Origin of the sequence: Pseudonocardia adelaidensis (genome assembly GCF_039543345.1) — a bacterium.
Taxonomy (GTDB): Bacteria; Actinomycetota; Actinomycetes; order Mycobacteriales; family Pseudonocardiaceae; genus Pseudonocardia; species Pseudonocardia adelaidensis.
Window position 1 is genome coordinate 55,859 of record NZ_BAABJO010000018.1, and the last position, 23,130, is coordinate 78,988.

The following is a 23,130-nucleotide window of genomic DNA, read 5'->3' on the forward strand; positions in this document are numbered from 1 at the left end:
TGCGACATACGATGTCGGCATGGAGCAGGTCGCCTACACCGCGCGCGTCCGGGCGCTCGCCACCGAGCACCTCGTCCCGCTCACCGGCGAGGACGGCCGGGTCAACCGCCCGCTCGTGTCCGCGATGGGCGAGCTGGGGCTGCTCCGCGACCTGTTCGGTGGCCGCGCCGACGAACGGCCCCGCGACGCCGCGGCGATGCAGCTGTGCCTGCTGCGCGAGACGATCGCCACGGTCTCCCCCGAGGCCGAGACCGCGCTCGCCCTGCAGGGGCTGGGCAGCTACCCGATCCTGCAGTCGGGATCACCCGACACCGTCGACCGCTGGATCCCCGGCGTGGTGAAGGGCGACGTCGTCGCCGCGTTCGCCCTCACCGAGCCCGACGCGGGGTCCGATGCCGCCGCGCTGTCGCTGCGCGCCGAGCCCGACGGCGACGGCTGGCGCCTGTCCGGTGAGAAGCTCTGGATCTCCAACGCACCCGACGCGGACGTCTACACCGTCTTCGCGCGCACCTCCGGCAGCGGGTCGCGCGGCGTCACCGCGTTCGCCGTGGCCGGCGACTCGCCGGGCCTGTCCGGCGAGCACCTCGACATGCTCTCGCCGCACCCGATCGGCAGCCTCACCTTCGACGGCGTGCGCGTCGAGCGGGCCGACGTGCTCGGCGAGGTCGACGCCGGGTTCCGGGTCGCCATGCGCACGCTCGACCTGTTCCGGCCCAGCGTCGGCGCATTCGCGGTCGGTATGGCGCAGGCCGCGCTCGACGCCACCGTCGCGCACGTCACGAGCCGCGAGGCGTACGGCGGGCCGCTGTCGGCCCAGCAGGCGGTGGCGCACGCGATCGCGGACATGGCCACCGACCTGGAGGCCGCACGGCTGATGGTCCACGCCGCGGCCCGGGCCTACGACGCCGGCGCCGACCGCTCCGCCGTCACCCGGTCCGCGGCGATGGCGAAGCTGTTCGCCACCGAGGCGGCGGGGCGCATCGTCGACCGGTGCGTGCAGCTGCACGGCGCCAGGGCGTTGCAGCGCGGGCACCTGCTCGAACACCTCTACCGTGACGTCCGGGCGCCCCGCATCTACGAGGGTGCCTCCGAGGTGCAGCGGACGATCATCGCGCGAGAGATCTTCAGGGAAAGGACGAACAGGTGAGCCGCTTCCGGGCCTCGGCGCCCCTGACCACCGACTGGGAGCACTTCGACTTCGCCGTCGACGGGCCGGTCGCCACGGTCACCCTCAACCGGCCGGAGAAGCTCAACCCGCTCACGTTCGAGTCCTACTCCGACCTGCGCGACCTGCTCACCGAGCTGCCGCACCACGAGGGCGTCAAGGCGCTGGTGATCCGGGGTGAGGGCCGCGGCTTCTGCGGCGGGGGCGACGTCAACGAGATCATCGGCGAGCTGCTGAAGATGCGGGCGGCCGACCTGATGCGGTTCACGAAGATGACCGGCGACGTGATCCGGGCGATGCGCGAGTGCCCGGTCCCGATCATCGTGAAGATCCAGGGCATCGCCGCGGGCGCGGGAGCGGTGATCGCCCTCGCCGCCGACTTCCGGGTCGTGGGTGCGTCCGGGCGGTTCGCCTTCCTGTTCACCAAGGTCGGGCTGTCCGGCGGCGACATGGGCGCGGCGTACCTGCTCCCGCGCGTCGTGGGGCTCGGCCGGGCCACGCAGCTGCTCATGCTCGGCGACACGATCGACGCCACCACCGCCGACCGGTACGGGCTGGTGTCGCAGCTCGTGGCCGACGACGAGCTCGACGACGCCGTGGCCGCGCTCGCCGCCCGGCTGGCCGGCGGCCCGACGCTGGCCTACGCGCAGACGAAGTCGCTGCTCACCCGCGAGCTCGACATGCCGCTCTCGGCGGCGATGGAGCTCGACGCCATGACCCAGGCGCTGCTGATGACCACCGACGACCACGCCGAGTTCCACGCGGCGTTCAACGCCAAGCGCAAGCCCGACTGGAAGGGGCGGTAGTGGCGGTCCCATCGGTGAACGTCGCTGTCGTCACGGGTGCCGGGCAGGGGATCGGCCTGGCGACCGCGCGGCTGCTCTCCGAGGCCGGCTACCGCACCGTGCTGGTCGGCCGCGACCGCGCGAAGCTCGACGAGGCGGCCACGGAGATCACCGGCCCGACGCTGTGCGTCGAGGCCGACCTCACCGTGCCCGACCAGGTCGAGCGGCTGTTCGCCACCGTCGAGGAGACCTGGGAGCCCGCCGAGGTGCTCGTCGCGGGCGCCGGCACGTCCCTCGCCGCACCGATCACGCGGACCACGGACGAGCAGTGGCAGCAGATGCTCGACACGAACCTGACCGCGCCGTTCCGCTGCATCCGCCGCGCGCTCCCGCCGATGCTCGAGGCCCGCCGCGGGCGCATCGTCGTGATCGCCTCGGTGGTCGCGAAGCGCGGCGAGCGCCAGGTGAGCGCGTACACGGCCAGCAAGCACGGCGTCCTCGGGCTGGTACGCGCCGTGGCCGACGAGGTGGCCCGCCACGGGGTCACCGCCAACGCCGTGTGCCCGGGCTACGTCGACACGCCGATGACGGATGCGACGGTCGCCGCCATCGCCGCCCGGACGGGAACGTCTCCGGACGAGGCCCGGGCCGTGCTCGAGCGGCGGCAGCCGATCCACCGGCTCGTGCGGCCCGACGAGGTCGCGGCGGCCGTACTCTCCTGCGTGCAGAACGGCGCCATCAACGGACAGGGCATCAACGTGGACGGAGGGGCGGTCCAGTCATGACGTTCGAGCGCATCAACCCGCCCCAGCTCGCCACGCCGCGCGGGTTCAGCCACGCCGTGGTCACCGACCGCCCGCGCACCGTCCACCTCGCCGGGCAGACGGCGCTCGACCGGTCCGGGACGATCGTCGGCGACGACATCGTCACGCAGTTCGAGCAGGCCCTCCTCAACCTCCTGCAGGCACTCGCGGCGGCGGGCGGCTCCGGCGACGACCTGGCCAGCGTCACGATCTACATCGTCGACATGGACGCCTACCTCGCCAGCACCCGGGAGATCGGGCGGATCTGGCGGCGCCTCGTCGGCACCGGCTACCCCGCCATGGCGGGCATCGGCGTCGCCCGGCTCTGGGACCCCGCCGCGCTGGTCGAGATCCAGGGGGTCGCCGTCCTCGACTAGGCGGTGACGATCAAGCGTGGATCGCGGCGAGCGCGTGCTCGCGGGCCGGGGCGCGCAGCAGCGCGTCGAGGTCGCCGAAGAGGTCCGCGGCCCGCCCGCCGTTCCACCCGTCGGGCAGGAGGTCGGGCGGCAGGCCGGGGTCGAGGTACGGCAGGCGCCGCCACACCGTCAGCATCGGCACGTAGATCTCGAACGCCGTGCGGGCGCTGTCCGCGGAGCGCTTCCAGCGCGCCTGCGCGTCGGAGAACCGGTCGAGGAACTCGGCGTACCGGGCGTTGATGCCGTCGAGGTCCCACCAGCGCGCCACCTGCTGCCGGAGCTCGCTGAAGCCCTCGTGGTGGGCCGTGAACAGGTCGACGTAGGCGGAGAGCCCGCGCCGCTCCAGCGTGCGGCCCACCTCGTCACGCAGGTGGTCGGGCGCGACCCAGACGCCTGGCGCGGCCGTGCCGAAACCCAGCCCCGAGAGGGTGGTGCGCAGCGTGTGCCGCTTCTCCCGCTCCGACTCCGGGATCGAGAACACCACGAGCACGAACCCCTCCGCGGTGCCGGACCGCCGCCGGTCGAAGATCCGCGTGTCGCCCTCGCGGAGCACGTCGAGCGCGCTCGTCGAGAGCGAGTAGCCGGCGACCCGGCCCGACTTCATCGGCTCGAGCACACCCCGCCGCTTGAGCCGCGAGATCGACGAGCGGACGCCCGCGGAGTCGACCCCGAGGTCCCCCATCAACCGCACCACCGAGCCGACCGACATCCAGTTGTGCTCCTCGCGCGCGTACAGCCCGTACAGCGTCAGGATCAGGCGGCGCGGGGCGAGGTCTGCCATGCCGCCAACTCTATGCAGCACGCACACGGACGCCGACCAGGCAGGATGGTGGTGTGCCGGAACGCCTCGCCACCAAGATCGCCGATCTCACCGGGCCCGGGATCACCGACCGGTTCGGCATCGGCGGCACCGACCTGGGCACCACCACGACCGCCCCGCAAGGGCACCTGGTCTCGGTGTTCGGGGACACGTTCCGGCAGGCGGGCGTCGGCGGACCCGGATGGCGCTCGCCCGTCGTGCTGTTCGCCGACCCGGCGAGCGTCCCGACCGGCCTGCGCTGGACCGGCGCGGCAGGCCGCCGCGGTGGCGCGCGCCAGGTGGTGCGGTACGTCCACCACGGCTGGCGGCGCAACGGGATGCGACTGCGGCGCCTCACCACCGTCCTGCCCACCGACGTGATCACCGTCGGGGACGACATGTACCTGCACGTCATGGTGTGCCGCGAGCTGGGCAACGTGCGCTGGACGGAGCTGCACCGCTCCCGCGACGGCGGGCGCACCTGGCGGCCCACCGGCACCCGTTGGCCCGCGGACCTCCACGACGGCCTGTTCCAGATGCTCACCTGGGAGCGCGGCACCGACGGCTGGGTGTACGCCCTCACCACCGGCTTCCAGCGCGAACACGGCCTGCTGCTGCACCGGGTGCCCGAGACCGCGCTGACCGACCCCGGCGCGTGGCAGACCTGGGGCATCGCCGACGACCGCTGGGGATGGGGGAACCCGCCCACGATCGTGCTGCCCGGCCGGTTCGGGGAGCTGTCGCTGCGCCGCGTACCCGGCGACGGGCCCGACCGCTGGCTGCTCTCCGCCTTCGACGCCGGCCGCTACTGCATCGACGTCCGGGTGCTGGACGGGCCGACCGCCGACCTGCACCGCGCCCCGCCGGCCACCGTGCTGCGCGGCTGCGACTGGGGCGGCGAGGACCACGCCTGCGGGAACGTCGCGCAGCTCTACGGCGGGTACGTGCTGCCCGGTTCGACGCTGCGCGAGCTGCACCTCGTGGTGAGCCACTGGAACACCGCGACGGGCTGGCCGTACCGGGCGATGCAGTTCCGCACGGACCTGACGGGGCTCGCCTGACCGGCTCAGGCCACCGCCACGACGTTCACCAGCCGCTCCCCCGCCGCGAGGCGCCGGATGTTGGCGGCGACGTCCAGGGCGCGGCCCGCGAAGGTCTGCCGCGTCACGCCGGAGGAGTGCGGCGTCATCAGGACGTTCGGCAGGTCCCGGAAGGGCAGCTCCGACGGTGCCGCGACCGCACCGGCGCCGGGGTAGCCGTACCAGACGTCGATCGCGGCGCCGGCGATGTCACCGTCCCGCAACGCCGCGTAGAGCGCCTTCTCCTCGACGAGCGGGCCGCGGCCGACGTTCACCAGGACGGCGCTGCGCTTCATGCGGGCGAGCTCCGCCGCCCCGATCATGCCCCGGGTCTCCGGCGTGAGCGGGGCGCTGACGAGCACGACGTCCGCCTCGTCGAGCAGCGCGCCGAGGTCGGCGGTGGTGCCCGCCCACTCCAGCCCGCGGGCGGCGGCATCGACGCCGCCGCGGCGGGTGACCGCGGCCCCGCGCGGCCCGAAGAGCCGCAGGCACTCCCACGCGCGGGAGCCGATGTGGCCGAAGCCGACGAACCCCACGGTCGCGGCGGCGAGCGAGTGGGTCCAGGGCAGGCCCGGGTCGTAGGCGGGCGAGGCCCAGCGGTCGGCCCGCAGCGCGGCGTCCTGGGCGAGGAACCCGCGGCGCAGCAGCACCGCGGCGGCCACGACGTACTCGGCGATCGAGTCCTCGTGGTGGAACGTGTTGGCGACGATCGTGCCCGCGGGCAGCGCCCCGACGTCGATCCCGTCGACGCCGGCGCTCACGGCGTGCACGAGCCGCAACGAGGTGCCCGCGGCCGCCACCGTGGCCCGGCAGCGCGCACTGACCAGCACGTCGGCCCCCGCGACCGCGGCCTCGACCGCCGGGAGGTCGCGCGGGTCGAGCCAGCGCACCTCCGATCCTGCGGGCAGCCCCTCCTCCAGGTCGGCCCGCAGCGGCACCAGGTTGGTGTCGGCGATCACGATCTTCATACCCGTCCCCTCATCGCGTGGCGATCTCGGCCGAGATCGCCTCGGCGTGCTCGATGACCATCGGCGCGCACCGCTCGCGCAGCTCCTCAGCGGACATCCGGGCCGCGTTCACCGACACGTTCAGGGCGGCGATCACCCGGCCGCGGTGCCGGACACCGGCGGCCACCGAGCGGACGCCCACCTCCCGCTCCTCGTCGATCAGCGCGTAGCCGTCGCGGCGCACGTCGTGGAGGATCTCCCGCAGCCGGGACGGCTCGGTGACGGTGTGCGGGGTGAGCGGCCGCAGGTCCGCCGTCGCGAGGTAGTCGTCGAGCTCGCCGTCGGGCAGCGCGGCCAGCAGGACCCGCCCCAGCGACGTCGGGTAGGCGGGCAGCCGGGACCCGATGTTCAGCGTGATCGCCACACTGCGCGGGCTCGGCACGCGGGCCAGGTACACGATCTCCGTGCCGTCGAGCGTGGCCAGCGACGAGGACTCCTGCAGCTCGGCCGACAGGCTGCGCATGTGCGGCTCGGCCGACTCCCACCACGGCGCCGACGACAGGTAGCCGTAGCCGAGGCGCAGCACCTTCGGGGTGAGGCGGAAGCGGCGGTCGCGCATCTCGGCGAACCCGAGCCGCTCGAACGTCAGCAGGAGCCGCCGGACCGTGGCCCGGGTCAGACCCGTCAGCTCCGCGACCCGGCTGACGCCGAGCTCCGGGTTCTCCGCGGAGAACACCATCAGCACCTGGAACGCCTTGTCGACCGAGTCGATGAAGTCCGGATCCTCTCTGGACACCGGGGCAGTCTCCCATCGCGCTTGACAACCGGGCCCGAAGGCCCGAGGGTCTGTGCGTCCGTCGAGCAAGTGTACGTCAGTCGCACACCTCTGGAGACAGCGATGTCCCTCCGTTCGATACTGCGCAGTGCCTTCACCACGAAGCTGTACGTCACCGTGCTCGTCGCGATCGCGGCGGGAGCGGCCCTCGGCCTCGCCGCACCCGGCGTCGGGGCATCCCTGGAACCGATCGGCACCGGCTTCATCGGTCTGATCCAGATGCTGATCGCGCCCGTCGTCTTCTGCACGATCGTCACGGGGATCGCCTCGGCCGGGGAGCTGACGTCGGTGGGCCGGGTCGGGGTGAAGGCGCTCGTCTACTTCGAGGTGGTCACGACCATCGCGCTGGTCGTCGGTCTCGTGGTGATGGACGTGTTCCGGCCCGGCGCGGCGCTGCACGCCGACCCCGCGTCGCTCTCGATCTCCGGCTCGGCCCAGCAGTACGTGCAGCGGGCCGAAAGCACGCACTGGTACGACTTCCTGCTGAACATCATCCCGAACGGCGTGGTCAGCGCGTTCACCGAGGGCAACGTGCTGCAGGTGCTGCTGGTCTCGATCCTGTTCGCCATCGCGTTCAAGGCCATGGGACCGGCGGGCGAGCCGATCGTGCGTGCCGTGGGGCGGATCGGGGACGCCACCTTCGTCGTGATCCGGCTCGTCATGTACCTGGCACCGCTGGGCGCCTTCGGAGCCATGGCCTACACCACCGGCCGGTTCGGCGTGACCACGCTGATGAGCCTCGGCGGCTTCGTGCTGCTGTTCTGGGTCAGCGGCATCGTCTTCTGCCTGCTCGTCTTCGGCGTGGTCGCCCGGATCTGCGGGCTGCGGATCCTCAAGCTCTACCGCTACTTCTCCCCCGAGCTGCTGATCACCCTGGGCACCTCGAACTACGAGGTGGTCATGCCGGCCCTGATGCGCAAGCTCATCCACCTCGGCGCGCCGAAGCAGGTCGTCGGCCTCGTCGTCCCGTCCGGCTACGCGTTCAACGGCGACGGCGTCTGCCTCTACCTGGGGTTCGCCTCGCTGTTCATCGCGCAGGCCTTCGACATCGACATGTCGCTGTGGCAGCAGATCGGCCTGCTCGCCGTCTTCATGATCACGTCGAAGGGCAGCGCGGGCGTCGCGGGTGCGGGCTTCGTGATCCTCGCCGCCACGCTGAACACCACGGCGGCGGTGCCGGTCGTCGGGATCATGCTGATCATCGGCGTCGACCGGTTCATGTCCATCATGCGCGGCCTGGTGAGCCTGTCCGGCCAGATCATGGGAAGCCTGATCGTCTCCCGGTGGGAGCGCGGGCTCGACGTCGACCGCGCCCGCGCCGTGCTCGACGGCGTGGACGTGCCCGAACCCACCGAACCGACCGAGGCGCGGCCAGAGGCCGTGCCGACCGCCTGACCTCGAACGAGTAGAAGGAGCCCCCCTTGGCCCGCCTCGAGTACGCCGCGTCCGACCTCCCGGGGCCGGACGGCATCATCGCCGAGCGGATCCGCGCCCGCCGCGGCGGCACGCTCACCCCGCTCGACCTGATGCTGCTGCACAGCCCGCCGCTCGCCGAGGGCTGGAACGGCCTCCTCGGCGCCGTGCGCACCGCCTCGACGCTCACCGCCGACGTCCGCGAGCTCGCGATCCTGCGGATCGCCGCCCTCAACGGGGCGGACTACGAGTGGCGCGCTCACGAGCCGCTCGGGCTGGCGGGCGGCCTCACCGACGCCGACCTCGCCGTGCTGCGCGGCGAGCGGGCACCGGACGCCCTCGCTCCCCGCCTGGCCGCCGTGCTCGCCTACACCGACGCGATGACCTCCCGGGTCATCGTTCCGGACGACGTGTTCGCCGGGCTCCGCGAGCACTTCACCGACCGCGAGATCGTCGAGCTGACCGTCACCGTCGGCGCCTACAACCTGGTGTCCCGGTTCCTCGTGGCTCTCCAGGTCGGCGGCGGGGAACGGGAGGCGGCCTGATGGGCGGCCGGCTGGCGGGCAAGGTCGCCGTCGTCACCGGCGCGGGGAGCGTCGGCGACGGCTGGGGCAACGGCCGCGCCACCGCGGTGGTGTTCGCGCGGGAGGGCGCCCGGGTGCTGGCCGTCGACCGCGACCCGGCGCCGCTGCAGGCCACCCTCGACCTGATCGCCGACGAGGGAGGCACGGCCGCAGGCCACACCTGCGACGTCACCGAATCGGCCGCCGTCGCGGGGATGATCGGAGCCGCGGTGGACGCTTTCGGCGGCCTGGACGTGCTGGTGAACAACGTCGGCGGCTCCCGCAACGGCGGGCCCACCGAACTCGACGAGGCCGGCTGGCGGGCGCAGCTCGACCTCAACCTCACCAGCGTCTACCTCGGCTCCCGCCACGCCATTCCGGCGATGCGGGCGCGGGGCGGCGGCGCCATCGTGAACGTCGCGTCCACGTCGGGGCTGCGGTTCACCGGCTCTCCGCAGGTCGGCTACGCCGCGGCCAAGGCCGGGGTGATCCAGCTGTCGCGGGTGACGGCCGTGCAGCACGCGCCCGAGCGGATCCGGGTGAACACCGTCGTGCCGGGGCAGCTGCACACGCCGATGGTGGAGGCCCGGTTGGCCCACCAGCGCGCCGGCGGCGACGTGCCGGCCCTCCTCGCGCAGCGGCAGGCCCGGATCCCGCTGGGCTTCACGGGCGACGGCCGCGACACCGCGTACGCGGCGCTGTTCCTGGCCTCGGACGAGGCCCGCTTCGTCACCGGCACTGAGATCGTCGTGGACGGCGGCATGACCGCGCGCTGCGACTGAGGGGGAGACGTGACCACGACGACCGGCCCGCAGAACCCCGGCCCGCACCCGGACCCGCACCGCCCGGCCCTCGCGCTCCCGGCCGGGGCCTGCGACGCGCACTGCCACATCTTCGGCCCGACCGCGCGGTTCCCCTACGCCCCCGACCGCACGTTCACCCCGCCCGAGGCGCCCCTGGCCGACCTGCAGGCGCTGCACCGGCTGCTCGGCCTGGACCGGGCCGTGATCGTGCAGTCGGCGGCGCACGGCACCGACCACGCGTCCCTGGAGGACGCGCTGGCCGCGGGCGCCGGGCGGTACCGCGGCGTAGCGCTGGTCCGCCCGGACACCTCACCGGCCGAGGTGGCGCGGCTGCACGAGGCCGGGGTGCGGGGCGCCCGGCTGCACTTCACCCCGCACCTGGGGACGGCGCCCTCCGCCGAGGAGATCGACGCCGTGGTGCGGCTGGTCGCCCCGCACGGCTGGCACATCGCGCTGCACGTGGCGGGCGAGGGCATCGCCGAGCACGCCGACCTCGTGCGCTCGCTGCCGCTGCGCGTGGTGGTCGACCACATGGCCCGGGTGGATCTGCGGCAGGGGCTCGGCTCCCCCGCCGTCACCGCGCTGCGCACGCTGCTGGACACCGGCGACGTCTGGGTGAAGCTCTCCGGGGCCGACCGCCTCGCAGCCACGCCGCCGTCCATGGCCGACTCGGCGGCGCTCGCGGCCCTGCTGGTGCGCAGCGCCCCCGACCGGGTCGTCTGGGGCACGGACTTCCCGCACCCCAACACGGACGGCTTCGTCCCGGACGACGGCGATCTCGTCGACCTGCTCGCCGCGGTGGCTCCCGACCCGGCCGACCGCAGGCGGCTCCTGGTCGACAACCCCACGACCTGCTTCGGGTTCCCGTGAGCACCCGCGCCGACGGGCTGCTCCTCGTCCTGTCCGAGCCCGGCGCGGTGCCGCTGGACGAGTTCCACCGCTGGTACGACACGGAGCACGCGCCCGCCCGGATCCGCGTGCCCGGCGTGCACGGCGGGCACCGCTTCCGCGCGGCGGACCACCGCTCGCCGGGGTGGCTCGCGGTCTACCCCCTCGAGCTCGCGGCGCTGAGCTCCCCCGCCTACACCGCGGCCCGGGAACGCAGCCCCTACGAGCAGACCGTCGTCGAGCGGCTGGCGGTGCTCGACCGGCGGGTGTACGAGCGCATCGACGGTGCCGGCGAACCCGCGCCCGACGCCTGCCCGCTGCTGCTCACCGTGGCGCTGACCAGCACCGACCCCGAGGGCCTCGACGCCTGGTACGCGGGCGAGCACCTGCCGATGCTGCGGCAGGTGCCCGGATGGCTGCGCACCGTCCGCTACCGCAGGGTCGAGGGCGCCGGGCCCGACCAGCTCGCCGTGCACGAGCTGGACGGACCTGCCGTCTTCGAGACCCCGCAGTACGCGCGGGCGGTGGCGACGCCGTGGCGGGAGGCGGTGGCCCGGACCGTCAGCGCCCGGGAGCGTCGGCTGTTCACCCACCACCGGCGGCTCGGGTGAGCGGCGGCCGCCGCTACCCTGCGCCCTGGTGGACACCTTCTGGGACGACGTCTTCTGGCATGACGTCGAACGGCACGTGGTGCGGTACGGCGCGAGCTTCACGCCGCGCATCATCGAGAGCGCGGCAGGCTCCTACGTCCACGACAGCGACGGCGCGGCGATCCTCGACTTCACCTCCGGCCAGATGAGCGCGGTACTGGGGCACGCGCACCCGGACATCGTGCGCGCCGTGTCCCGGTCGGTCGCCTCCTGGACCACCTGTTCAGCGGGATGCTGAGCCGGCCCCTCGACCGCGGGCTGCACCTCAACATCGTCCAGCTGCCCGGCATGGGCGACATCTTCCGGATCGCCCCGCCCCTCACGGTCGGCGAGGACGAGCTCCACGCCGGCATCGACATCCTCGAGGCGTCCCTGGAGGCCGTTCTCGCGGGGCCCTCCGCCTGAGGACCGGCCCGCTACCACGGGGCCGAGGTGCGCGCCGTCTCCGACGGCAGCACGCCGAACCGCTGCCGGTACGCGCGCGCGAACCGGCCGGGGTGGGTGAAGCCCCAGCGGTACGCCGTCTCGGTCACGCCCACCGCGCCGGCGCGCAGCTCCTCGTGGACCCGGTCGAGCCGGACCGACCGCAGGTACTCCATCGGCGTGCTGCCGACGTGCTCGCGGAAGGCCTCCTGCAGCCGCCGGGCGCTCACGCCGGCCACGCGGGCCAGGTCAGCGATCGTGTAGGGCTCCTGCGGCCGGCCCTGCACGACGTCGAGCACCCGGCGTACCGCACGCGGGGTCGCCGGGGCGGCCCCGCCCCGCAGCGCCCCATCTCGGAGGGCCTCGGTGTAGCTGTGCCGCTGCGCGAGCAGCAGGCCGGTGGCGAGCAGCCGCTCGTGGTACGCGCGCACCGCCGGGCGCCCGATCGGACCGTCGGGGTCGTCCAGCTCCGACAGCAGCAGCTCCAGCGACGCCGACCACGCCCGGCCCGCGGGTGAGCCCAGGTCGAACTCGAGGGCGAACTCCACCGGCGCCCGCACCGGGCGGCCGAGCAGCGCCTCCAGCTCACCGTCGAGCAGGGCGCGGTCGACCCGGATCCCGAGCTGCGCCGCGCCCTCCGCGCAGTGCGTCAGCCGGTGCGTGCGGTGCGGGGCGAACACGGTGGCGTGGCCCGCGGTCGAGACCGTCTCCTCGTCGTCCGACGCGGAGGCGATCGGGCCGGCGAGCGTGACGTTGACGTGGTACGCCCCGGTCCGGCCGGGGTCGACGAGGGTCGGCTGGCCGAACCGCATCAGCCCGACCGTGAGGTGCTCGGTGCGCACGCCGCGCAGCAGGCCGGTGCCGGCGGGAGCCCGGCCGAGCGGCTCGACCCGCGCCGGGTAGAAGAGCGCGTTGAGCTCGCTGCGGAACCTCTCGAAAGGGGCGTGCTCGCAGATCGCGTGCCGCTCCAACACCGTCGCGGATTCCGGCCACCGATCGCGCGAAGCGGCTGTCGTGCCCGCGGCGGGGCCGCCTAGCGTGGGTCCCGACCCGGCTGTTCCCATGTCGCGCTTCCTTCCCACCGGAGCCAACGATGGACCTCACCTCCGAGAGCACCACCGCAGCGGTGATCGAGAGCTTCGCCGAGACGGCGGACCCGCGCCTGCGCGAGATCCTGCAGGAGCTCGTGCCGCACCTGCACGACTTCGTCCGCAAGGTACGTCTCACGCTGCCCGAATGGGAGGCGGCGATCGAGTTCCTCACGGCCGTCGGCCAGCGGTGCGACGCCAACCGGCAGGAGTTCATCCTGCTCTCCGACGTGCTCGGCATCTCGATGCTCGTCGAGACGATCAACGGCCAGGAGGCCGGCACCGAGAGCACCGTGCTGGGGCCGTTCCACGTCGTCGAGTCCCCGCAGCGGGAGAACGGCGACACGATCGACCTCCTCGGCGGGAACGAGCCGTGCGTGATCACCGGGCGCGTCCTCGGCATCGACGGCGCGCCGCTCCCCGGCGGCACCGTCGACGTGTGGCAGTGCAGCGCCGACGGGTTCTACGATGTCCAGCAGCCCGACGTGCAGCCGCTCGGCAACGGGCGCGGCCTCTTCCACACCGACGCCGAGGGCCGGTTCCACTTCCGGACGGTCGTGCCCAGCCACTACCCGATCCCCACGGACGGCCCGGTGGGCCAGCTGCTCCTGGCCACCGGGCGCCACCCGTTCCGCCCCGCCCACATCCACTTCATCGCCGACGCCCCCGGCCACCGGAGCCTGACCACCCACATCTTCGTCGCGGGCAGCCCCTACCTGGACTCCGACGCCGTCTTCGCCGTGAAGCAGAGCCTGGTCGCCGAGTTCGCGGAGGTCGACGACGCCGAGCAGGCGCGCCGATACGGCGTGAGCAGCCCGTTCAGGGCGGCCTCGGTCGACATCGTGCTGGAGGCCGATCGTGTGGGATGAGTTCGTCCACCAGTCCCTGCCGATGCGGGTCGTCTTCGGGGCCGGGACCTCGACCCGTCTCGGTGCGGAGGTCGAGCGGCTCGGCCTCGACCGCGTCCTGGTGCTGACCACGCCGGAGCAGGAGACGCTCGGCCGGAGGGTCGCCGAGGGGCTCGGCGCGCGATCCGCCGGCGTGTACCCCCACGCCCGGATGCACGTGCCGGTCGAGGTGGCGGCGCGAGCGCGCGACGCGACGGCCGAGCTGGGTGCCGATGGCTGCGTCGCCGTCGGCGGCGGGTCCACGATCGGGCTCGGCAAGGCGATCGCCCTCGAGCACGGGCTCCCCGTCATCGCGGTGCCCACCACGTACGCGGGCTCCGAGATGACTCCCATCTGGGGCCTCACCGAGGGCGGCCGCAAGCGCACGGGCCGCGACCCGGCCGTGCTCCCCCGCAGCGTCGTCTACGACCCGGAGCTGACGCTCACGCTGCCCGTCCCGCTCTCGGTGACCAGCGGGTTCAACGCGCTGGCACATGCCGTCGAAGGGCTCTACGCCCCGGACGCCTCGCCGATCACCTCGCTCATGGCGCGCGAGGGTGCACAGGCCCTGCTCGAGGCGCTCCCGCAGGTGTCCACCCGGCCCGCGGACCTGGACGGGCGCACACGCGCCCAGTACGGCGCGTGGCTGTGCGGCGCGGTGCTCGGCGCGACGACGATGTCGCTGCACCACAAGCTCTGCCACGTTCTGGGCGGCACCTTCGACCTTCCTCACGCGGAGGTCCACACGGTCGTCCTGCCGCACGTGGTCGCATTCAACGCCGGCGCGTCGCCCGCCCTGGCCTCCCTCTTCGGGTCGGATCCCGGCGGGGTCCTGTGGGACTTGGCCGCGAAGCTCGGCGCCCCGCGTTCACTGGCCGAGCTGGGCATGCCGGAGTCCGGCACGGCAGAGGTGGTCCGGCAGGCCACGGCCGCCCCGTACGCCAACCCGCGACCGGTCACCGAGGACGACCTCGCCCGGCTCGTCGAGGCCGCCCGTCGCGGCGAGCGCCCCACCTCGTCGTAGGCACCCCCACCACCGCCACCCGACGACGAGGAGGTACCACCGTTCTGAGCGGACGGTTTCGCCGGTGGTGAAATGCGGGTCGCGACGCGCGCCGGGATGTCTACGGTGGCACACCTCAGGTCCGAGGGGGAGGCATGCGAACGATCACCGGGACCGCGGCCGGGGTGCCGTACACGGCACTGCCGCCCGCCGGAGCGAGCGACGGCCCCGCGCCGTTGGTCGTGACGTGGCACATGCTGGACGCGCCGCGCACGGACGCGGCGTTCGCGGCCGCGCTGCCCATGGCCGGGGTGCCCGCCTGGCGGGTGCACCTGGGCATGCCGATGTGCGGGGCGCGAATGGTCGACGGCCGGCTCGACGCCGCGATCGCGCTCGCCCGCGAGGACGCGTTGCTGGCCTTCCTGGCCCCGTTCACCCGTCAGGCCGCCGGCGAGTTCCCGGCCGCGCTCGCCGCGCTGCGCGAGCAGCTGCCGGTCGACGACGAGCCGGTCGGCGTCCTCGGCGCGTCGCTCGGCGGGGCCGTGGCGCTGCGGGTGCTGACGGCGGGGAAGGTTCCGATCAGGGCGGTCGCGCTGGTCAACCCGGCCGTGCGGGTGCGGTCGGTCGTCCCGCTCGTCGAGGGCCTCGCCGGACACCCGTACCGGTGGACCGCGGAAGCCGACGAGGTCGCCGCCGAGCTGGACTTCGTCGCCCGTGCCGCCGACCTCGCCCCCTCGGATGTCACGGCGCACCCGCCGCTGCTGCTCGTCAGCGGGGAGCGGGACCACCCGGACCTGCGCACCGACGCGGCCGCTCTCGTCGACGCGCTGCGCGAGCGGTATGCACACCCCGGCGACGTCGAGCTGATCACCGTGCCGGACCTGGCACACCCGCTGGCCGACGAACCGGGAATGGAACCGGCGCCGCAGCTGCCCGCGGCCAGGGCGGTCGACGAGGTCGTGACGCGGTGGTTCGTCCGGCAGCTCGCCGGCTGAGGACGACCCGTTCGGGGCGGCCCCGATCAGGACCGCCGCGGCGCCGTTCCCGGGACGCCGGCCGGACGCCGCTCGGCGCAGCCCGGTGTGCGGGCCGGGCCGGGCGACGAGGCACCCACGAGCACCGTCCACTCCCGCAGGATCTCGCCGGGTTTGCGGATCAGGCCCAGCGGCAGGTAGTGGAAGAGGAAGTCGACCGGTCGCGTGCGGGCGTGGCGCAGCATCTTGCCCGGCTTGTCGGCGAGGCGCAGCTCGAAGTCGCGCAGGTAGCGCTCCAGGAGCACGTCGGGCCGGGGCGCCACCACCTCGCCGCACTCCGAGCACGTGACGCGGGCGATGATCGTGCCGAGGTACACGACGGCGTGGGCCCGCTCGCTCCCGCAGCGACGGCACTGCAGGGGGACGACGTAGCGCTGCATGGTGGCTCCCACTACAACACGGCCAGGAGTTCGGGGGAAGCGAGCCTGCGCACGTTCTCGCGGGCGGACGCGGCATCGTCGGCCTCGCGCGCGGCCTTCGCCATGTCGCGGCACTCGTCGAGGGTGTGCACGCTCAGGGCGTGGCGGACGGCCGGCAGGCAGGCCGGGGCCATCGACAGGCTCGTGAGCCCCAGCCCGACGAGCACGGGCGCCAGCAGCGGGTCGCCCGCCGCCTCGCCGCAGATGCCGACGGGGCGGCCCGTGCGGCGGCCCCCGTCCGCAACCGTGGCGACGAGGTCGAGCAGCGCGGGCTGCCAGACGTCGAGGAGGTCGGCGAGCGCGGACGTGGTGCGGTCGGCCGCGAACGCGTACTGGGCGAGGTCGTTCGTGCCGATGCTGACGAAGTCGCAGCGCTCCAGGAGCTGGGCGGCCCGGAGCGCGGCGGCAGGCACCTCGACCATCGCCCCGACCGTCGGCAGCCCGAACGCGCGGGCCTTCCCGGCGAACTCCGCGGCCTCCCCCGGCGTGGACACCATCGGCGCCATCACCCACACCTCCGCGGCGCAGGACGATGCCGCCTCGGCGATGGCCGCGAGCTGGTCGGTCAGCAGCTCGGGCCTGCGGCGCGCCACCCGCAGCCCGCGCACCCCGAGGGCCGGGTTCGCCTCCTGGGCGTGGTCGATGAACGGCAGCGGCTTGTCCGCGCCCGCGTCGAGGGTGCGGATCACGACCTTCCGCCCGGCGAAGGCCTCGAACACGGCGCGGTAGGCCTCGACCTGCTCCCCCACGGACGGCGCCGAGGTGCGGCCGAGGTAGAGGACCTCGGTGCGGAACAGCCCGACCCCCTCGGACGGCGCTTCGGCGGCCGCTCGCGCGTCGGCGACCGTGCCGACGTTGACGAGCAGGGCGACCGGAGTCCCGTCCGCGGTGCGGCCCGGCCCCGGGGGCTCCGGCCGCTCCGCGCGGGCGGCGGTGCGCGCGGCGATGCCGGCCAGGACGCTGTCCGGCGGGTCGACGGTGATCTCCCCGCCGGACCCGTCAACGGCCACGTGGGCGCCGTCGTCGAGGGCCGCGGCATCCGGGCACGCGACCACCGCCGGGATGCCGAGCTGCTTGGCGAGGATCGCGGTGTGGCTGGTCGGGCCGCCGAGCTCGGTGACGACACCGAGCACCTGCTCGCGGTCGAGCAGGGCCGTGTCCGCCGGTGCGAGGTCGCGCGCGACGAGGACGGACGGCCTGCGCAGTAGCGGTATCCCGGGCATCCGGGCGCCGGTGAGCAGCGCGATCGCCCGGCAGCGGATGTCCTCGAGGTCGGCCACCCGCTCGCCGAGGTAGCCGCCCACCTCGCGGAGCGCCGCGGCGTAGGAGGTCAGCCCCTCGTGGACGGCGCGGGCGGCCGTGCGACCGCCGGCGACGAGATCGGCGACCCGTTCGCGCAGCTCCGGATCCTCGGCCATCATCGCCTGCGCCTCGAGCACCTCCTCGGCCGCTCCCCCGGCGGCCGCCCCGCGCGCCCGCAGGAACTCGGCGACGCCCGCGAGCGCGGCGCCGGCCCGGGCGGCCTCCGCACCGGGGTCCGCGACGGCGCCGTCGGTGGGTGGTTCCGGAGGCGGGGGTGCGAGCCGCACGACGGGGCCCGCGACCGCGCCCGGGCTCACTCCGATCCCACGCAGGACCTCGTGCATGCGTTGCTCCTCGTCGGTGAGGGCGGGCTGTGTTGAGAACCGCTGGTCAGGAGAGCAGGTCGTCCAGGTCGCCGAGGCCGTCCTCGTCGGTGGCGTCGACGTACCCGAGCGGGCCGCCGACGGGGACCACGTCGCCCTCGGCTGCGGTCAGGCGTGTCACCGTGCCCGTGACCTCCGACTCGATCTCCATCTCCACCTTGTCCGTCAGGACGACGGCCAGCGGCGTTCCCTTCGTGACGGTATCGCCCGGCGCGACGAGCCAGTCGGCGAACTCGCCCTCCTCCATGGTCATGGACAGCTTGGGCATCCGGATCGGCGTCTCGGCCATGGTCATCCTCCCTCGTGGAGCCTGCGGGCGGCCGTGACGATGTCCGGCACCTGCGGCACGGCCGCCTTCTCGAGCTCGGGCGCGTAGGGCATCGGCACGTCCAGGCCGCAGAGCCGCACGACCGGTGCCCTGAGCGCGTGGAAGGTGTCCGACTCGGCGATCCGGGCCACGATCTCGGCGACGAAGCCGCCGGTGCGGGGAGCCTCCTGCACGAGGAGCGCCTTCCCCGTGGCCGCGACCTCGCCGAGGATCGTCGCCTCGTCGAGCGGCGTGATCGTGCGCGGGTCGACGACCGTGGTCTCGATCCCGTCGGCGGCGAGCTCCTCGGCGGCGGCGAGCGACCGGCCCACCATCACCGAGGTCGCGACGATCGTCAGGTCCGTGCCGCGGCGCCGGATCGTCGCCGTCCCGAGCGGCAGGTGGTGCCCGAGCGGCACCGGGCCCCGCTCCCTGTAGAGCAGCTTGTGCTCCAGGACGAGCACGGGGTTCGGGTCGGCCACCGCCGCGCGCAGGAGGCCCATGGCATCGGCCGGGGTGGCGGGCATGACGACCTTGAGGCCGGGGACGTGGGCGAACCACGCCTCCAGGCTCTGCGAGTGCTGCGCGGCCGCCCCCGTGCCGGAGCCCGCGGGGGCGCGGATGACGAGCGGCACCCGCGCCGCCCCGCCGAGCATGAAGTGGATCTTCGCAGCCTGGTTGACGATCTGGTCCATCGCGCACGTGACGAAGTCGGAGAACTGCAGCTCGACGACGGGCCGCATGCCGCACAACGCCGCGCCCACCCCGGCACCGACGATCGCGATCTCCGAGATCGGTGTGTCGCGGACGCGCTCGCGCCCGAACCGTTCGAGGAGCCCCGTGGTGACGCCGAATGCGCCGCCGTAGACGCCGATGTCCTCCCCCATGAGGAAGACCCGCTCGTCGGTCTCCATGAGGTCCGCGAGGGTCTCCCGGACGGCCTCGGCGTAGGTCATCTCACGAAGACCGGCGGCGGTGGTCATGCCTGCTCCCCGGCGTAGACGGCGTCGAGGAGCACGTCCCGTCCCGCGAGGGCGGGCGGCGCGGCGTTCGCCGTGCGGATGGCCTCGCGCACGTCGTGGGTCGCCTCCGCGCGGGCGGCGTCGATCTCGGCGTCGGTGAGGCTGCCGGCGTCCCGCACCGCGGCCTCGAAACGGGCGATCGGGTCGCGCCCCTGCCACTCGGCGATCTCCTCGCGCGTGCGGTAGAGGTTCTTGTCGCTCTTCGAGTGGCCCTTCCACCGGTAGGTCACGTTCTCGACCAGCGTGGGGCCCTCGCCCGCGCGGGCCCGGCCGGCGGCCGCGGCCACCGCCTCGTAGACCGCCTGCAGGTCGTTCCCGTCGACCGTGATCCCCGGGAAGCCGTACGCCGCGGCCCGGCTCGCGATGTGCTCGACCGCGAACGCCTCGTCAGCCGACATCGACATCCCGTAGTGGTTGTTCTCGCAGACGAACACCACCGGCAGCTCCCACACGGCCGCCAGGTTGGCCGCCTCGTGGAACGCGCCCTCGTTGGCGGCGCCGTCCCCGAAGAACGCGACCACGACCCGGCCCGTGCTCCCGAGCCGCTGCGCGAGCGCGGCGCCGACGGCGATCGGGATCCCCCCGCCCACGATCCCGTTGGCGCCGAGGTTGCCGGTCTCGATGTCCGCGATGTGCATCGAGCCACCGCGCCCGCGGCAGTACCCGGTGTCCTTCGCGAGCAGCTCGGCCATCATCCGGGTCAGGTCGGCGCCCTTGGCCACGCAATGGCTGTGCCCGCGGTGCGTCGAGGTGATCAGGTCGCCGCGTTGCAGCGCCAGGCACGTGCCCACCGCGCTGGCCTCCTGGCCGATGGACAGGTGCATCGTCCCGTGCATGAGACCGCGGGCGAAGAGCTGGTCGACCGCCTCCTCGAACCGGCGGGCCGTCCACATGGTGCGGAGTGCACCGCGCGCCCCCTCGGGCTCCTTCGCGAGATCGCGCAATGCTGCTCCCCTCGCAAGCGCAACTACGTGCGGATGAGTCACGATGGTGACCATCTCTAGCACGCGTGACAACCAGGTGTAAAGGGTGCGGTTAGCGGCCGGCGGCCGCGCTGAGCAGGGCGTGCGCGAGCCCGGAGTCGGTGACCAGCCCGTCGACGAACCCGCCGCGCAGCGCACCCAGGACCCCTGCGACCTTCTCCGCGCCGGTGGCGACCCCGACCACCACGGGGATGCGGCGCAGCTCCTCCAGCTCGACGGCGAGCACGCGGTCGTGCACCTCGCCCCCGATCGGGCGGCCCTCGGCGTCGAAGAACCGGCAGCAGGTGTCGCCCACCGGCTTCTCGGCGAGGAACGCCGCGCGCTCGTCGTCGGTGAGCGCCAGTCCGTCGACGATGACGTTGCTGGACCCGATGCCGACCGAGCCGATCCCGACCATCGCGATGTCGGCCGAGAGCGCCGAGCGCAGCGCCTCCCGGATCGCGGGCTCGGCGAGCAGCGCGTCGCGGGCCGCGCCCGAGCGCAGCAGCGCCGGGGCGTGCAGGTAGCGGTAGGTCGCGCCGAGCCGGCCGGCCAGCTCGCGCACCAGCTCCTGCCCCGCGACGAGCGACGCGTCCACCGTGAGCCCGCCGACGAGCGGGACGACCTCGACGTCGCGGGGCTTGTCGGCGGCGACCGCCGCGACCGTCGCCTGCAGGGACGTCCCCCAGGACAGCCCCACGACCTGGCCGCCGCGGACGGTCTCGTCGAGCCACTGCGCCGCGAGGTCGCCCGCCGCCGCCACCACGTCGGCCCCCGGACGGAACGCGGCGACCCGGACCTGCGCGAGCCCGAACGCCTCGCGCATGGCCTGCTCCAGCTCCAACGCTCTGGCCGTCTGGTCGTGGACGCGGATCTCGACGACGCCCTGCGCGCGGGCCGCGGTGAGCATCCGCGAGACGTTCGACCGGCTCGTGCCCAGCACACGGGCGATGTCGTCCTGGGAGCGGCCGTCCAGGAAGTACATCCGGGCCGCCTTGGCGAGGGATCCGCGATCACGTGGCGCAGGCATCGTCACCAAGTTCCTTGTCAATCACCGATGTGAGCATGGATAGTAGCCGACCAGGTGCTGCATCTGCACAGATGTGCACACTCGACCCAACCAACGGAGGTTGCCCATGAGCGAACGGCAGGTGCGGATCGGCTCGAAGGTCGGCCTGCACGCACGGCCCGCGGCGCTGTTCGCCAAGGCCGTGGCGCGGGCGGGGGTCCCGGTGCGGATCGCGAAGGACGGGCAGCCCCCGGTCAACGCGCGGAGCCTGCTGAACCTCCTCACGCTGGGCGCTGGGCACGGCGACCTCGTCACGCTCCACGCCGACGGCGAACACGCCGACGCCACGCTCGACGAGCTCGCCGCGATGCTCGAGCGCGAGCTGGAGGAGTAGCGGCCTTGTGCTCCAGGTCTCACGGTGCTATCAACGCAAGCGGCGCAAATGTGAGATGTGTGCACGTACGTGAAAATGGAACACGTGAATTTGGCACTGGAAGGCTCCCATGGACGTGACCTTTTCCCTGAGCCAAGCTCCCCCGCCCCCCACCGAGGGGAGCGACAACCCGGTCCTCAACGCGATCATCTGGGCGGGCGAGCACTTCATCGGCATCTTCAACGAGGCCGGCAAGCAGTTCGCGGGGCTGGTGACCGGCATCCTCCCGACCCTGATCGTGCTGCTCACCGGCATGTACGCGCTCATCGCGTTCATCGGCGAGGACCGCGTGACGCGGGCCGTGCAGTGGTCGTCGCGCTGGTGGATCACCCGGTACACGGTCATGCCGGTGATCGCGGTGCTGATGCTGACCAACCCGATGTGCTACACGTTCGGCCGCTTCCTGCGGGAGCGGCACAAGCCCGCCTTCTACGACTCGGCGGTCTCCTTCGTCCACCCCGTCACCACGTTCTTCCCGTACGCCAACGCGGGCGAGCTCTTCGTCTGGCTCGGCGTCGCGAGCGGGGTGACCCAGCTCGGCCAGTCGACGGTGCCGCTGGCCGTGCGCTACTTCGCCGTGGGCATCGTCGTCATCCTCATCCGCGGCGTGGTCACGGAGCTGATCACCTCCTACCTGATCCGGCGCGCGGGCAAGGCGGAGCTGTTCCGCTCGTTCGACGCCGAGTTCGGCACGGCGGGCGGTGCGGCGAGATGACCACTCGCGAGGTCGCCTACCGCACGGTCACCGTGCGCCCCGGGGCCAACGGCTGGGGCCGGGGGCTCGAGCTGACGCCCACGGCGGAGCGCAACAAGGTCATCTCCGTGACCGGCGGCGGCATCCACGCCGTGGCGCAGCGGATCGCCGACCTCTCCGGCGCCGAGGTCGTCGACGGCTTCCGCACCCGCGTACCCGACGACGAGGTGCTCGCCGCCGTCATCAACTGCGGGGGCACCGCCCGGATCGGGGTGTACCCGCGCAAGCGGATCCCGACGGTCGACGTCTACCCCGGGGAGCCGGGTGGCCCGCTCGCGCAGTTCATCACCGAGGACATCTTCGTCTCGGCCGTGGGGCCGGACGAGGTGGAGCTCGCCGACGCGACGTCCGCCGCCCGGCCGGACAGCGCACCTGCGGGGCCTCCCGAACCCGGACCCGAACCCGGACCCGGACCCGAGGCGCCCCGCGGCTTCCTGGTGCGGTTCGGCGGCGGGATCGGCCACATCATCAACACGTTCCTCGCCGCGGGCCGCCAGTCGATCAACCTGACACTGAACACGATCCTGCCGTTCATGGCGTACGTCAGCTTGCTGCTCGGCGTCGTCATCTACACCGGCATCGCCACGGCGATCGGCAACCTGCTCGCCCCGCTGTCGGGCAACCCGATCGGCCTCATCGCGATCAGCGCCGTGGTGGCGCTGCCGTTCCTGTCGCCGATCCTCGGGCCCGGCGCGGCCGTGGCCCAGATCGTCGGCGTCCTGATGGGCACGCAGATCGCCACCGGTGCCCTGCCCGTCCAGTACGCCCTCCCCACCCTGTTCGCCATCGACGGCCAGGTCGGCTGCGACTTCGTGCCGGTCGGCCTCGGCCTCGGCGAGGCGCGGGCGGAGACGGTGGAGATCGGCGTGCCCGCCGTGCTGTTCAGCCGGCTCATCACGTCACCGCTCGCCGTCGTCATCGCGTGGTTCGCGAGCTTCGGCCTCTGACAGGAGAGTGA

General features: G+C 73.6%; 27 protein-coding genes and 1 pseudogene. 18 read left to right on the plus strand and 10 right to left on the minus strand.

The window, feature by feature from the left end; all coding sequences use genetic code 11:
* Positions 1-19 precede the first annotated feature (19 nt).
* The 4 genes from ABEA81_RS23260 to ABEA81_RS23275 are packed head-to-tail and all read left to right on the plus strand — an operon-like array spanning position 20 to position 3,130.
* On the plus strand, positions 20-1,147 hold the full coding sequence (locus ABEA81_RS23260; RefSeq protein ID WP_345607419.1) for an acyl-CoA dehydrogenase family protein: 1,128 nt from the start codon (positions 20-22) through the stop codon (positions 1,145-1,147).
* Positions 1,144-1,971, plus strand: a complete 828-nt coding sequence (locus ABEA81_RS23265) for an enoyl-CoA hydratase family protein (protein WP_345607420.1) — start codon at positions 1,144-1,146, stop codon at positions 1,969-1,971. Before ABEA81_RS23260 ends, ABEA81_RS23265 begins: the two co-directional genes overlap by 4 nt.
* A 14-nt stretch (positions 1,972-1,985) precedes the next feature.
* On the plus strand, positions 1,986-2,735 hold the full coding sequence (locus ABEA81_RS23270; protein WP_345607421.1) for an SDR family NAD(P)-dependent oxidoreductase: 750 nt from the start codon (positions 1,986-1,988) through the stop codon (positions 2,733-2,735).
* The gene (locus tag ABEA81_RS23275; protein ID WP_345607422.1) at positions 2,732-3,130 is read left to right on the plus strand and encodes a RidA family protein; all 399 of its coding nucleotides are present in this window, start codon (positions 2,732-2,734) and stop codon (positions 3,128-3,130) included. Before ABEA81_RS23270 ends, ABEA81_RS23275 begins: the two co-directional genes overlap by 4 nt.
* Positions 3,131-3,140: 10 nt before the next feature.
* Here the strand turns inward: ABEA81_RS23275 and ABEA81_RS23280 are convergent, their stop codons facing one another.
* Positions 3,141-3,950, minus strand: a complete 810-nt coding sequence (locus ABEA81_RS23280; protein WP_345607423.1) for a PaaX family transcriptional regulator — start codon at positions 3,948-3,950, stop codon at positions 3,141-3,143.
* A gap of 53 nt (positions 3,951-4,003) precedes the next feature.
* On the opposite strand from ABEA81_RS23280, the gene ABEA81_RS23285 reads away from it, so the two are divergent.
* Positions 4,004-5,029, plus strand: coding sequence for a DUF4185 domain-containing protein (locus ABEA81_RS23285; RefSeq protein WP_345607424.1), 1,026 nt, complete (start codon positions 4,004-4,006; stop codon positions 5,027-5,029).
* 5 nt (positions 5,030-5,034) lie between these two features.
* On the opposite strand, the gene ABEA81_RS23290 is transcribed toward ABEA81_RS23285, so the two are convergent.
* Together ABEA81_RS23290 and ABEA81_RS23295 are read right to left on the minus strand one after the other, a co-directional pair.
* Positions 5,035-6,015, minus strand: coding sequence for a 2-hydroxyacid dehydrogenase (locus tag ABEA81_RS23290; protein ID WP_345607425.1), 981 nt, complete (start codon positions 6,013-6,015; stop codon positions 5,035-5,037).
* A 10-nt stretch (positions 6,016-6,025) separates the two neighbouring features.
* Complete coding sequence (locus ABEA81_RS23295) at positions 6,026-6,790, minus strand: IclR family transcriptional regulator domain-containing protein (RefSeq protein WP_345607426.1); 765 nt, start codon at positions 6,788-6,790, stop codon at positions 6,026-6,028.
* Positions 6,791-6,892: 102 nt separating this feature from the next.
* Here ABEA81_RS23295 and ABEA81_RS23300 point away from each other — a divergent pair, with 102 nt between their 5' ends.
* From ABEA81_RS23300 to ABEA81_RS23330, 7 genes and pseudogenes are all read left to right on the plus strand, one after another.
* The gene (locus ABEA81_RS23300; protein ID WP_345607427.1) at positions 6,893-8,224 is read left to right on the plus strand and encodes a cation:dicarboxylate symporter family transporter; all 1,332 of its coding nucleotides are present in this window, start codon (positions 6,893-6,895) and stop codon (positions 8,222-8,224) included.
* A 26-nt stretch (positions 8,225-8,250) separates the two neighbouring features.
* Complete coding sequence (locus ABEA81_RS23305; protein WP_345607428.1) at positions 8,251-8,787, plus strand: carboxymuconolactone decarboxylase family protein; 537 nt, start codon at positions 8,251-8,253, stop codon at positions 8,785-8,787.
* Positions 8,787-9,587 carry an SDR family NAD(P)-dependent oxidoreductase gene (locus ABEA81_RS23310; protein WP_345607429.1) on the plus strand — a complete coding sequence of 267 codons (801 nt, stop codon included), beginning with the start codon at positions 8,787-8,789 and terminating at the stop codon, positions 9,585-9,587. Before ABEA81_RS23305 ends, ABEA81_RS23310 begins: the two co-directional genes overlap by 1 nt.
* Positions 9,588-9,596: 9 nt before the next feature.
* Complete coding sequence (locus tag ABEA81_RS23315) at positions 9,597-10,478, plus strand: amidohydrolase family protein (RefSeq protein WP_345607430.1); 882 nt, start codon at positions 9,597-9,599, stop codon at positions 10,476-10,478.
* Entirely contained in the window at positions 10,475-11,107 is a 633-nt protein-coding gene (locus ABEA81_RS23320; RefSeq protein WP_345607431.1) for an EthD domain-containing protein, read from the plus strand. The genes ABEA81_RS23315 and ABEA81_RS23320 overlap by 4 nt, the downstream gene beginning before the upstream one ends.
* 25 nt (positions 11,108-11,132) lie before the next feature.
* A pseudogene (locus ABEA81_RS23325) lies at positions 11,133-11,395 on the plus strand (aminotransferase class III-fold pyridoxal phosphate-dependent enzyme); the annotation flags it as partial.
* A complete protein-coding gene (locus ABEA81_RS23330) occupies positions 11,378-11,551 on the plus strand; it encodes a hypothetical protein (RefSeq protein ID WP_345607525.1) in 174 nt (57 codons plus the stop codon). The pseudogene ABEA81_RS23325 and the gene ABEA81_RS23330, both read left to right, overlap by 18 nt.
* Before the next feature lie 11 nt (positions 11,552-11,562).
* Here the strand turns inward: ABEA81_RS23330 and ABEA81_RS42745 are convergent, their stop codons facing one another.
* Complete coding sequence (locus tag ABEA81_RS42745; RefSeq protein ID WP_425570639.1) at positions 11,563-12,543, minus strand: helix-turn-helix transcriptional regulator; 981 nt, start codon at positions 12,541-12,543, stop codon at positions 11,563-11,565.
* 119 nt (positions 12,544-12,662) lie between these two features.
* Here ABEA81_RS42745 and ABEA81_RS23345 point away from each other — a divergent pair, with 119 nt between their 5' ends.
* The 3 genes from ABEA81_RS23345 to ABEA81_RS23355 all read left to right on the plus strand — a co-directional run bounded on the left by ABEA81_RS23345 (position 12,663) and on the right by ABEA81_RS23355 (position 15,542).
* Positions 12,663-13,526, plus strand: coding sequence for a dioxygenase family protein (locus tag ABEA81_RS23345; protein WP_345607432.1), 864 nt, complete (start codon positions 12,663-12,665; stop codon positions 13,524-13,526).
* On the plus strand, positions 13,516-14,568 hold the full coding sequence (locus tag ABEA81_RS23350; RefSeq protein WP_345607433.1) for a maleylacetate reductase: 1,053 nt from the start codon (positions 13,516-13,518) through the stop codon (positions 14,566-14,568). Before ABEA81_RS23345 ends, ABEA81_RS23350 begins: the two co-directional genes overlap by 11 nt.
* Positions 14,569-14,702: 134 nt before the next feature.
* Positions 14,703-15,542: an alpha/beta hydrolase family protein gene (locus tag ABEA81_RS23355; protein ID WP_345607434.1), complete on the plus strand. Its 840-nt coding sequence runs from the start codon at positions 14,703-14,705 to the stop codon at positions 15,540-15,542.
* A gap of 26 nt (positions 15,543-15,568) precedes the next feature.
* Here the strand turns inward: ABEA81_RS23355 and ABEA81_RS23360 are convergent, their stop codons facing one another.
* From ABEA81_RS23360 to ABEA81_RS23385, 6 genes are all read right to left on the minus strand, one after another.
* Positions 15,569-15,961 carry a hypothetical protein gene (locus ABEA81_RS23360; protein WP_345607435.1) on the minus strand — a complete coding sequence of 131 codons (393 nt, stop codon included), beginning with the start codon at positions 15,959-15,961 and terminating at the stop codon, positions 15,569-15,571.
* Between the two features lie 11 nt (positions 15,962-15,972).
* A complete protein-coding gene (gene ptsP / locus ABEA81_RS23365) occupies positions 15,973-17,646 on the minus strand; it encodes a phosphoenolpyruvate--protein phosphotransferase (protein WP_345607436.1) in 1,674 nt (557 codons plus the stop codon).
* Between the two features lie 46 nt (positions 17,647-17,692).
* A complete protein-coding gene (locus tag ABEA81_RS23370; RefSeq protein ID WP_345607437.1) occupies positions 17,693-17,974 on the minus strand; it encodes a biotin/lipoyl-containing protein in 282 nt (93 codons plus the stop codon).
* Between the two features lie 2 nt (positions 17,975-17,976).
* Positions 17,977-18,975 carry an alpha-ketoacid dehydrogenase subunit beta gene (locus ABEA81_RS23375; protein ID WP_345607438.1) on the minus strand — a complete coding sequence of 333 codons (999 nt, stop codon included), beginning with the start codon at positions 18,973-18,975 and terminating at the stop codon, positions 17,977-17,979.
* Positions 18,972-19,958 carry a thiamine pyrophosphate-dependent dehydrogenase E1 component subunit alpha gene (locus ABEA81_RS23380; RefSeq protein ID WP_345607439.1) on the minus strand — a complete coding sequence of 329 codons (987 nt, stop codon included), beginning with the start codon at positions 19,956-19,958 and terminating at the stop codon, positions 18,972-18,974. The genes ABEA81_RS23375 and ABEA81_RS23380 overlap by 4 nt, the downstream gene beginning before the upstream one ends.
* 91 nt (positions 19,959-20,049) lie before the next feature.
* Complete coding sequence (locus tag ABEA81_RS23385) at positions 20,050-21,006, minus strand: sugar-binding transcriptional regulator (protein ID WP_345607440.1); 957 nt, start codon at positions 21,004-21,006, stop codon at positions 20,050-20,052.
* Positions 21,007-21,112: 106 nt separating this feature from the next.
* Here ABEA81_RS23385 and ABEA81_RS23390 point away from each other — a divergent pair, with 106 nt between their 5' ends.
* The 3 genes from ABEA81_RS23390 to srlE all read left to right on the plus strand — a co-directional run bounded on the left by ABEA81_RS23390 (position 21,113) and on the right by srlE (position 23,119).
* On the plus strand, positions 21,113-21,379 hold the full coding sequence (locus tag ABEA81_RS23390) for an HPr family phosphocarrier protein (RefSeq protein ID WP_345607441.1): 267 nt from the start codon (positions 21,113-21,115) through the stop codon (positions 21,377-21,379).
* Between the two features lie 109 nt (positions 21,380-21,488).
* Complete coding sequence (srlA, locus tag ABEA81_RS23395) at positions 21,489-22,133, plus strand: PTS glucitol/sorbitol transporter subunit IIC (protein ID WP_345607442.1); 645 nt, start codon at positions 21,489-21,491, stop codon at positions 22,131-22,133.
* Positions 22,130-23,119, plus strand: a complete 990-nt coding sequence (gene srlE / locus ABEA81_RS23400) for a PTS glucitol/sorbitol transporter subunit IIB (RefSeq protein ID WP_345607443.1) — start codon at positions 22,130-22,132, stop codon at positions 23,117-23,119. The genes srlA and srlE overlap by 4 nt, the downstream gene beginning before the upstream one ends.
* Positions 23,120-23,130 lie beyond the last annotated feature (11 nt).